Genomic DNA, 8184 nt, shown 5'->3' with positions numbered 1-8184 from the left:
GAGGCCCATCGCCGCTGGAACGAGTGGTATCGCCTTGCCCTGGATAGCCAGCTGCCACCCCTGGTCGCCTTCGCCAAACGCTTGGCGCCGTACATCGATGGCATCATCGCCAGCGCCCTTTACCGGCTCAACACCAGCGTCTTGGAAGGCATGAACAATCGCATCAAGGTCATCAAGCGAATGGCCTATGGCTACCGCGACTCCGCTTACTTCTTCCTCAAAATCAAGGCCGCCTTTCCCGGTAAGGCGCGATGAACCGAAATAAAGCCCGGGCCTTGCGCCCTCCCCTGCCCGCAGGGGAGGGTCGGGCGGGGTTGCGCTCAGAGTTCCGGCAACACCTGCTGCAGCATGGCGATGCCCTCCCACGGGTCGCGCTGCAACGCCGCCGCCCGCTTCAGCGCCTTGGGCAGGTCGAACGCCGCCCCGCCCTGCACCCGCCCCAGTTCCTCCCAGCGCAGCGGCATCGCCACCGGCGCGCCGGCGCGGGCGCGCAGCGACCAGTTGCACACGCTGGTGGCGCCGCGCGTGTTGCGCAGCCAGTCGATGAAGATCAGGCCCTGCCGCCGCGACTTGCTCGCGCTGGCGACGTACTGCTGCGGCCGCCGCGCCACCAGTGCGCGGGCCAACGCCGCGCAGAAACGCTTCGCCGCGGCCCAGTCCGGCCCGCGCCGGATCGGCAGCACCACGTGCAGGCCCTTGCCGCCGCTGGTGCGCACGAAACTCCGCAAGCCGAACCCGTGCAGCCGCGCACGGATATCGCGCGCCGCCGCCACCACCGCCGGCCACGGCACGCCCGGCGCCGGATCGAGGTCGAACACCAGCCGGTCCGGCGCATCGGGCCGGTCCACCTGCGCACCCCACGGATGGAACTCCAGCGCGTTCATCTGCACCAGTTCGAGCAGGCCGGCCAGGTCGCGCACGTACAGGTAGTCGTCGACGCCGCCGCCCTTCTCGCGCAGCGCGACCACTTGCACGTGCCGGCCCAGCGCCTGCGTGTGGTGCTTCTGGAAGAAGCAGGCGCTGCCCACCCCGTCCGGGCAGCGCAGCAGCGACAGCGGCCGGTTCGCCAGCTCCGGCAGCATCCAGCGCGCCACCGCGGCGTAGTACGCGGCCACCTCGCCCTTGCTGATCCCGCGGTCCGGGTAGACCACGCGCGCGGCATGGCTGATCGCCGCCGGCGGCACGGTCACGGCACCGACGCGCCCGCGCGCCGCCGTTTCCAGGTTCGAGTCGGAATCGCTCACCTTGCCACCCTGCCACCGCGTGGCGCCAATGCTAGGCACGCCGCGTGTGCACGCGGCGCCAACGGGGCACAGGCCGGCGTTCCGCCGACACGCCGGCACGTCGACCAGCCTGCCCTGGAACGTCATCCCGCCGTCCGCGAAGCTGCTGCCGGCCGGCCCGGGGCACCCGAACGTCCGCGCCGGATCGAAAGCTCAGCGCGCCCCATCGTGCGGGCGCCCGCCATGCTTCAGCGCCGCGGCACGGCACGGATCCGCGCTCGCGGCCATCGTCGCCACGAGGTCGCCGTCGATGCTCAGGCACTGGTCGGCGACCGCTGCCACGCTGGCCCGGTGCGATACCACGACGAGTATCGTCTGCGGCAACCGGCGTTTCATGGCGGCCAGCACCTGGATCTCGGATGCGGCGTCGAGCGCGCTGGTCGCTTCGTCGAGCACGGCCAGGAAGGGCCGGCGCAGGATCACCTGGGCCAGCAGCAGCCGCTGCAGCTCACCGCCGGAGAGCCGGCTCGCCGTACTGTGCAGCGCGGTGTCCAGGCCCTGCAGCGAGCCGGCCAGTCGCCTGTCGAGGCCGACGTCCTGCAGCGCGGCCTGCATCAGCTCGGCGCCGGCTTCGGGCGCCGCCCAGCGCAGGCATTCGCGCACCGAGTGCTGCCAGGGTCGCACGCCCTGGCTGACATAGGCGCCGTGCCGCACGAGTTCCCGGTATTCGCCGAAGCCGATGGCGTGTCCGTCGACCCGCGCCGCGAAAACCTCGGGCACGCCCATGCCGGCCAGCACGTCGACCAGGCTGCTCTTGCCGATGCCGGAGTCGCCGCGGATCAGGGTCAGCTCGCCGGGCCGCAGGCTCACCTGGCGCACGTCGAGACCGGCAAGCGGCGGCGCCAGTCGTATCCGCTCGATGTGCAGCGCCGGTCGATCCGTCCCCGGCCCGGCGGGCGATGGCGTCGCCGGCGAACGGATCGTGTCGAGGTCCATGTAGCGCTGCCAGAGCCCGAAAGCCGGGACGGCCGAACGCAGTTGCTGGAAGCTCTGCCGGGTCGATACCAGATACGGCAGCAGGCGCCCGAGCAGCAGGCACACCGCGATCAGCGACGACTGATCGACGCCGTGCCAGCGATAGGCGAGCACGAGCACGGCGGCGATCGCGGCCGCCGCCAGCAGTTCGAGCACCAGCCGCCCGGCCGCCACCAGCTCCAGTTGGCGCCGGTAGCCGTGGCCCAGCGCCGCGGAAATGGCGCCGTAACTTTCCTTTTCCGCGTCCCCCCGCCCGAACGAACGGATGTGGCGCAGGCGCCGCGGAAAATCCTCGCTGAGCCAGAACAGCCGCGTCATGTCGGCGACATAGCGGCGACCGACCTGCGACTGTTCGCGGCCGAAGATGCGCGACGCGACCAGCGCGAAACCGGCAAGCAGCGGCGCCGTGAGCATCAGCGGCGGCGACACCCAGAACGCGAAGCCCAGGCTGACGATCGTGGTGATGCCGGCGACCAGCAGCTGCAACAGTGCGGCGAAGCCCTGGGTGAGGGTTTCGACGTTGTAGGTCAGGACGTTCGCGATCTCCGCCGAGGTCGCGTCGGCCAGCGAGGCGAGCGGCGCATCGACCAGCCGCGCATGCACCAGGCGCCGCCGGGTCATGCCGTAACGGCTGGTCAGGCGCGCACCCAGCCATGCCACCAGCCAGCGCAGCACGGCAAAGGCCGCGGTGGCCGCGACGAAGACGGCGGCCCGCATCTCCACGCCGCCGCCCACGTCGAACATCCCGCCGGCCAGCTGCAACGCGTGCCCGGGCTGCACCAGCGGCACCAGCAGCACCGCGGCAAGGCTGCCGACCAGCGCCGCCGCCAGCGACAACGCGACATAGGCGGCGATTTCCGCCAGGTCGCTGCCGCCGAGCGTGCGCGCGAGCGAACGCAGCAGGTCGAGCGTGTGGCCCTGCGCCGGCGATGGTTCGTCAGGCATCACTGCTGATCCGGATGGATGGCCGGCAAGATCCGCCGCGGTGGCGGCAGCGCTTCGCCGCGATCGACGCCAGCGCCTGCGCACGGCACGGATCGCGATGCCGGTGAGTGCCATCCGGCGAGCGCGGGGTTGCATCGCCCAGCCGGAACGGCGTGCGGCAGGATCGGCGGCAGCCGGAAACCGGCGCCGCCGGGGCGCCGCTCAGCTCCCGCGCGCCGCTGCCCGGATCACGGTGCCTTGCCGGCCTGCAGCCGTTGCACGATGGCCAGCGACTGTTTCACGTGCTCGTCGGGGCGCAGATGGTCGGTCTCCGAGGAAAGCGTGGCGACGATCCTGCCGTCGCGGGCGATGACGAACGTCGTGCGGGGGATGAACGCGTGGTCGATGGCCACGCCACGCACGTCGTGCATGCCCGGTCGCGCCGCCATCGCCTCCAGGCCATAGGCAAGCGCGACCTTGACCTCGGCGTCCGAGGCGACCGGGAACTTGCCCGCGCAGTACTTCGGATCCGCCGAGAAGGCATCGAGCCGCTCGATGCTGTCGGCCGACACGCCGATGATGGTCGCACCGGCCGCGTCGAACTTGTCCCGTTCGACCGCAAAAGTGTGCGCTTCGAGGTCGCAGCCCCCGGTGTACGCCGACGGGTAGAAGTACACCACGACCGGACCTTTCCTGAGCGCATCGGCCAGCGAGAAGGTGAACTCCTTGCCGGCCTGGCTGGCCCGGGCGGTGAACGTCGGCGCCACGGCGCCGGGCGCGAGCGCGGCGACAGCCGGCATCGCCGAAGCCAGCGCAAGCAACGCACCCAATGCCATCGATCCCGCAAAACGCTTTTTCATTGCCGTGACCCTCGTGAGGGGGCATCGCCCCGGCCGGAGTCCATCCCGACCGGTCGTACCCGTTGGACGTGAAACGTGAACCCAGGAAAACCCAAGCTTACTTCGCTGCCGCCTCCCCGGCGGTTACCCCGGGCGCGATCACCCGTCGCCCAGCAGCTCCCGCAACGCCGCCACGCCGTCCCGCGGATGCTTGCCGCGGCGCAACTCGTGGACGCCCATCGCCATCATCCGCTGTGCGAAGCAGGGCCAGCCGGGCTGGCCGGACGCGTATGGCTGATCCGCGGACAGTCGCGCGGCGACGTCGGCGGCCCTAACCGCGCTCAGCAAGGCGGTGGCGTTGGCGGCAGGCCGGGCCGAAACCAGCACGGCGCCGACCAGTTCCAATGGCGCCGCGGCGAGCCGGCCGGGTCCCCGTCTCAGGTCGGCTTCGAACTTCTCCATCCCGCTGCGGCGGCGGATCACCGGCGCCTCGCCGATCCAGCGCCGGGCACCGGCGGCGTCGACGAAGCGCAGCGCATCGGCCTGCACGTGCAGGTAGTTGGCCACGCCGGTGGCGAGCATGGCGTGCGGCTGCACGAACACCGCGTCCTCGGCGAGAAAATCCAGGCCTTGCAGCAGCGCGAGCAAGGCCAGCGTCGATTTGCCCGAACCGCTGGCGCCCAGCAGCAGGACGCCCCTGCCCCGCCGGCCCACGCAGGCGCCGTGCAGCGGAACCAGGCCCTGCCCGCGCGTCGCCAGGGTGAACACGGCGAACTCGATGAGTTCGTAGCGCAGATGGTAGGGCCGCTCCAGCATGTCGGCGGAGGCCACCACCAGGGCCCGCTGCTGCGCGGGCGCCAGCATCACGTAGTTCGACGCGTCCATGACGCCGCAGATCCAGCCGGCTCCCGCCTGCGTCTGCACCGGCGGTGGTTCGCCCCCGCCCGGCGACAGCCGCGGCGGCGACAAGCGCAACTCGACGCGGAACTCCGGCACCGCCGTCGGCAACTGGTGCGGCGGCAGGCCGCCGTAAGCGGCCTCGACCTGCTGCAGCAGCGCCTCGCTCGCGCTTTCGAAACGGAAGCGCGCGCCGAGTATCTGCCGGCTCAGGGCACGGCGGCAGCCGGATCGCTCGCGGAAAGGATCCGCACTGGCGTCCCGGATGTCGCCGCGAGGAGTCGATGCCGTGGTCACCGATCGAGTTGCCCGGCCCAGAGGTGGTTGCACGATGCGGCGAATCCGCAGCGCGTCGCCTGGCCTTGAGTGCGCGGCCACGGCGAAAAGGTTGTCCAGGCGCCCCGCCGACGGCGCCCGCGGCACCGACAACCCGCGCGGCCCGCCCCGCGAGGCAACCGAAGTGCCACGCGCCGGCACTCACGTCCCGACAGCATCGACGAGGAAGCCGGTTTCCCCTCGCCGCCGCTGCCGTCCCCGCGGCGAGATCGAGGCCCCTTCGCGATGCTGAAGATTCAGGTCGGCCACTCCTATTTCCTGAGGTACGACCCCAAGCAATGGGAACGCGGCAAGCCCTATCCCCCGCTGGCCACGATCCAGATCGCCGCGCTGCTGCGCCAGCGGGGCCACGACGTCGCCCTGTTCGACGCGATGCTTGCCGATGGCGTCGAGGATTACGCAGCAGCCGTGCGCGCCGCGCAGCCGGATGTCGTGGTTCTCTACGAGGACAATTTCAACTACCTGACCAAGATGTGCCTCGGCCGCATGCGCGAGGCGGCGTGCCGGATGATCGCGCAAGCGCATGCGCGCGGCGCCCGCGTGATCGTGGCCGGCTCCGACGCGTCGGATCAGCCGGGCGCCTTCCTCGCCGCCGGCGCGGACGCGGTGCTGCTGGGCGAAGGGATTGCGGCGCTGCTGGAACTGATCGCGCGGCTGGAGCGCGACCCGGCCATCGCCGCCTGCCACTGGCTCGACGGCATTGCCGGCATCGCCACGCAGGTGGACGGCCAGACCCAGGCGCGACGCATGGGTGCCATGCCGCCGGACCCCCGGCTGGTCGGTCCCCCCGCCTGGGACCTGGTGGACATCGCGCGCTACCGGACCCTGTGGCGCGAACGGCACGGCTACTTCAGCCTCAACATGGCGGCGTCGCGGGGCTGCCCGTTCCGCTGCAACTGGTGCGCCAAGCCGATCTGGGGCAACCACTACAAGCAGCGCAGCGCCGAGGACGTGGCGGCGGAGATGATCTACCTGAAACAGGCGTTCGGGCCCGATCACATCTGGATGGCCGACGACATCTTCGGCTTCCACGTCGACTGGGTGGCGCAGTTCGGGGCGCGCCTGCGCAGCGCCGGCGGACCGGTGCCGTTCACCATCCAGACCCGCGCCGACCTGATGAGCGAGCGCATGACCGACGCGCTCGAACAGGCCGGCTGCGCCGAGGCCTGGCTGGGCGCCGAAAGCGGCAGCCAGCGCGTGCTGGACAGCATGGCCAAGGGCACCCGGGTCGCCGACCTGATTGCGGCCCGGGTGCGGCTGGGCCGGCGCGGCATCCGCGTGGGCTTCTTCATCCAGCTCGGCTATCTCGGCGAGCAGTTGGACGACCTGCTGGCCACCCGCGAACTGGTGGCGCAGGCCGCGCCCGACGACATCGGCGTGAGCGTCGCCTATCCGCTGCCGGGAACGAAGTTCTACGACAAGGTCAAGGCCCAGCTCGGCGACAAGACCCATTGGCAGGACAGCGGCGACCTGGCCATGATGTTCCACGGCGCCTACGACTCCGACTTCTACCGCTGCGTGCGCGACCTGCTGCACGAGCAGGTCACGCTGCAGCAATCGAAGGCCGCCGAACCGCCGCAGCGCCACCGGCAGGCGGGCGCGGCACTCGATGCCAAATGGGATGCGCTGGTCGCCTCCGAACGCGCGCACCGCAGCGACGATGCGGCGGCGACGAAGCGAATCGATATCCGGCTGCTCCCTCATGCTGCCGCCGCTCAAAGTCGTTAGGGCCGGCCTGCGCCGCACCACCGAGGCGCTCGCCGCGGAGCTGGCGCGGCCGGGCGGCGCCACGCCGCCATGGAGCGCGCTCGAATGGCAGCTGGCGGCGGTGGCCGCCACCGTGCACGGGGTGTCGCCGCTGCTGTGCCGACGCTGTGCGTGGCAGCACCCATCCTGGCGATCGTTCCTGGCCGACCAGCGCGCACACGTCGAGCATCGCCATCGGCGCATCGCCACGCTGCTGCAGCGCATCGATGCCGGCGCCCGCGCCCGCGGCATCGCCCTCGTCGCGCTGAAGGGCTCCGCCTTGCACGCGCTCGGCCTCTACGCGCCCGGCGACCGGCCGATGGCCGACATCGACCTGCTGGTCCGCGCCGAGGATGCCGCGCCGGCGATCGCGCTGCTGCAGGAACTGGGCTACGTGGAGTCGTTCGTCGCGTGGAAGCACCGGGTGTTCAGGCCGGCGGCCGGCGCGCCCTTCGCCGGCCTCGGCGAACACCGCGACACGCCGGTCAACATCGAGCTGCACACGCGCATCCAGGAGCGGCTACCGGTCACCGCGGTGGACATCACCGCGCGCATCCGTCCGCCGCAGCCGCAGCCCGGACTGAACCCCTACCCGTCGCCCGGCGCGCTGATGAACCACCTGCTGCTGCATGCCGCCGGCAACCTGTGCAACCGCAGCCTGCGCCTGCTCCATCTGCACGACATCGCGCTGCTGTCGGCACGCCTGTCCGCGGGCGACTGGAACGTGCTGTGGGACGACCCCGCCGGCGACGCTCCCTGGTATGCACTGCCGCCGCTGCTGCTGACCGCGCGCTACTACCCGGACTCGATCGCGACGGACGTGCTGGCACGGCTCGCCACCGGTTGCCCCGCCCTGCTGCGGATGGCGTCGCGCCGCCATACCCTGACCCGCGTTTCGTGCTCCGATCTGTGGCTGCATGCGCTGCACGGCATCGAATGGTCGCGTTCCGTCGGCGAGCTCGGACGCTGCCTCGGTCAGCGGATCAGGCCCACGCGGGAAGCCAGCCGGGAGCGCGCCGACATGCTGCGCACGCAGCTCTGGCTGCAGCAGGGGCCGGACTGGGCCGGCCTGTCGCACGGGCGGCGCATCCTTGCCTGGCTGACCCGGCCGGTGCCGCGGATGGACACCCTGTTCGCGGTGCGCGCGGCGCTGGAAGGCCCGGCGCGCGCGCCGTAGCGCCGGC

Annotated in this window: 6 protein-coding genes and 1 pseudogene; 3 read left to right on the top strand and 4 right to left on the bottom strand. The window is 71.6% G+C overall.

Features of this window, described 5'->3' with window-relative positions; genetic code table 11:
* The coding region (locus RHOOR87_RS0115460; RefSeq protein WP_027485519.1) for a transposase at positions 1-255 on the top strand (255 nt) is incomplete at its 5' end.
* Positions 256-320: 65 nt separating this feature from the next.
* On the opposite strand, the pseudogene ligD reads toward RHOOR87_RS0115460, so the two are convergent.
* The 4 genes and pseudogenes from ligD to RHOOR87_RS0115440 form a co-directional block, all read right to left on the bottom strand.
* Positions 321-1169, bottom strand: a pseudogene (gene ligD / locus RHOOR87_RS0115455) (non-homologous end-joining DNA ligase); the annotation flags it as partial.
* 267 nt (positions 1170-1436) lie between these two features.
* Positions 1437-3203, bottom strand: a complete 1767-nt coding sequence (locus tag RHOOR87_RS0115450) for an ABC transporter ATP-binding protein (protein WP_027485517.1) — start codon at positions 3201-3203, stop codon at positions 1437-1439.
* 227 nt (positions 3204-3430) lie between these two features.
* A complete protein-coding gene (locus RHOOR87_RS0115445) occupies positions 3431-4042 on the bottom strand; it encodes a peroxiredoxin (protein ID WP_027485516.1) in 612 nt (203 codons plus the stop codon).
* 138 nt (positions 4043-4180) lie between these two features.
* The gene (locus RHOOR87_RS0115440; RefSeq protein ID WP_051357959.1) at positions 4181-5215 is read right to left on the bottom strand and encodes a serine kinase; all 1035 of its coding nucleotides are present in this window, start codon (positions 5213-5215) and stop codon (positions 4181-4183) included.
* Between the two features lie 264 nt (positions 5216-5479).
* Here RHOOR87_RS0115440 and RHOOR87_RS0115435 point away from each other — a divergent pair, with 264 nt between their 5' ends.
* Together RHOOR87_RS0115435 and RHOOR87_RS0115430 are read left to right on the top strand one after the other, a co-directional pair.
* Positions 5480-6982 (top strand): radical SAM protein, encoded by a 1503-nt coding sequence (locus tag RHOOR87_RS0115435; protein WP_027485514.1) that lies wholly within the window; start codon positions 5480-5482, stop codon positions 6980-6982.
* Complete coding sequence (locus RHOOR87_RS0115430) at positions 6957-8177, top strand: nucleotidyltransferase family protein (RefSeq protein WP_007515102.1); 1221 nt, start codon at positions 6957-6959, stop codon at positions 8175-8177. The genes RHOOR87_RS0115435 and RHOOR87_RS0115430 overlap by 26 nt, the downstream gene beginning before the upstream one ends.
* The last annotated feature ends 7 nt before the right edge of the window (positions 8178-8184 follow it).

The organism is Rhodanobacter sp. OR87 (assembly GCF_000473345.1).
GTDB lineage: Bacteria > Pseudomonadota > Gammaproteobacteria > Xanthomonadales > Rhodanobacteraceae > Rhodanobacter > Rhodanobacter denitrificans.
Note: the sequence above shows the minus strand (reverse complement) of the source record. Positions and strands in the feature narration are given on the sequence as shown.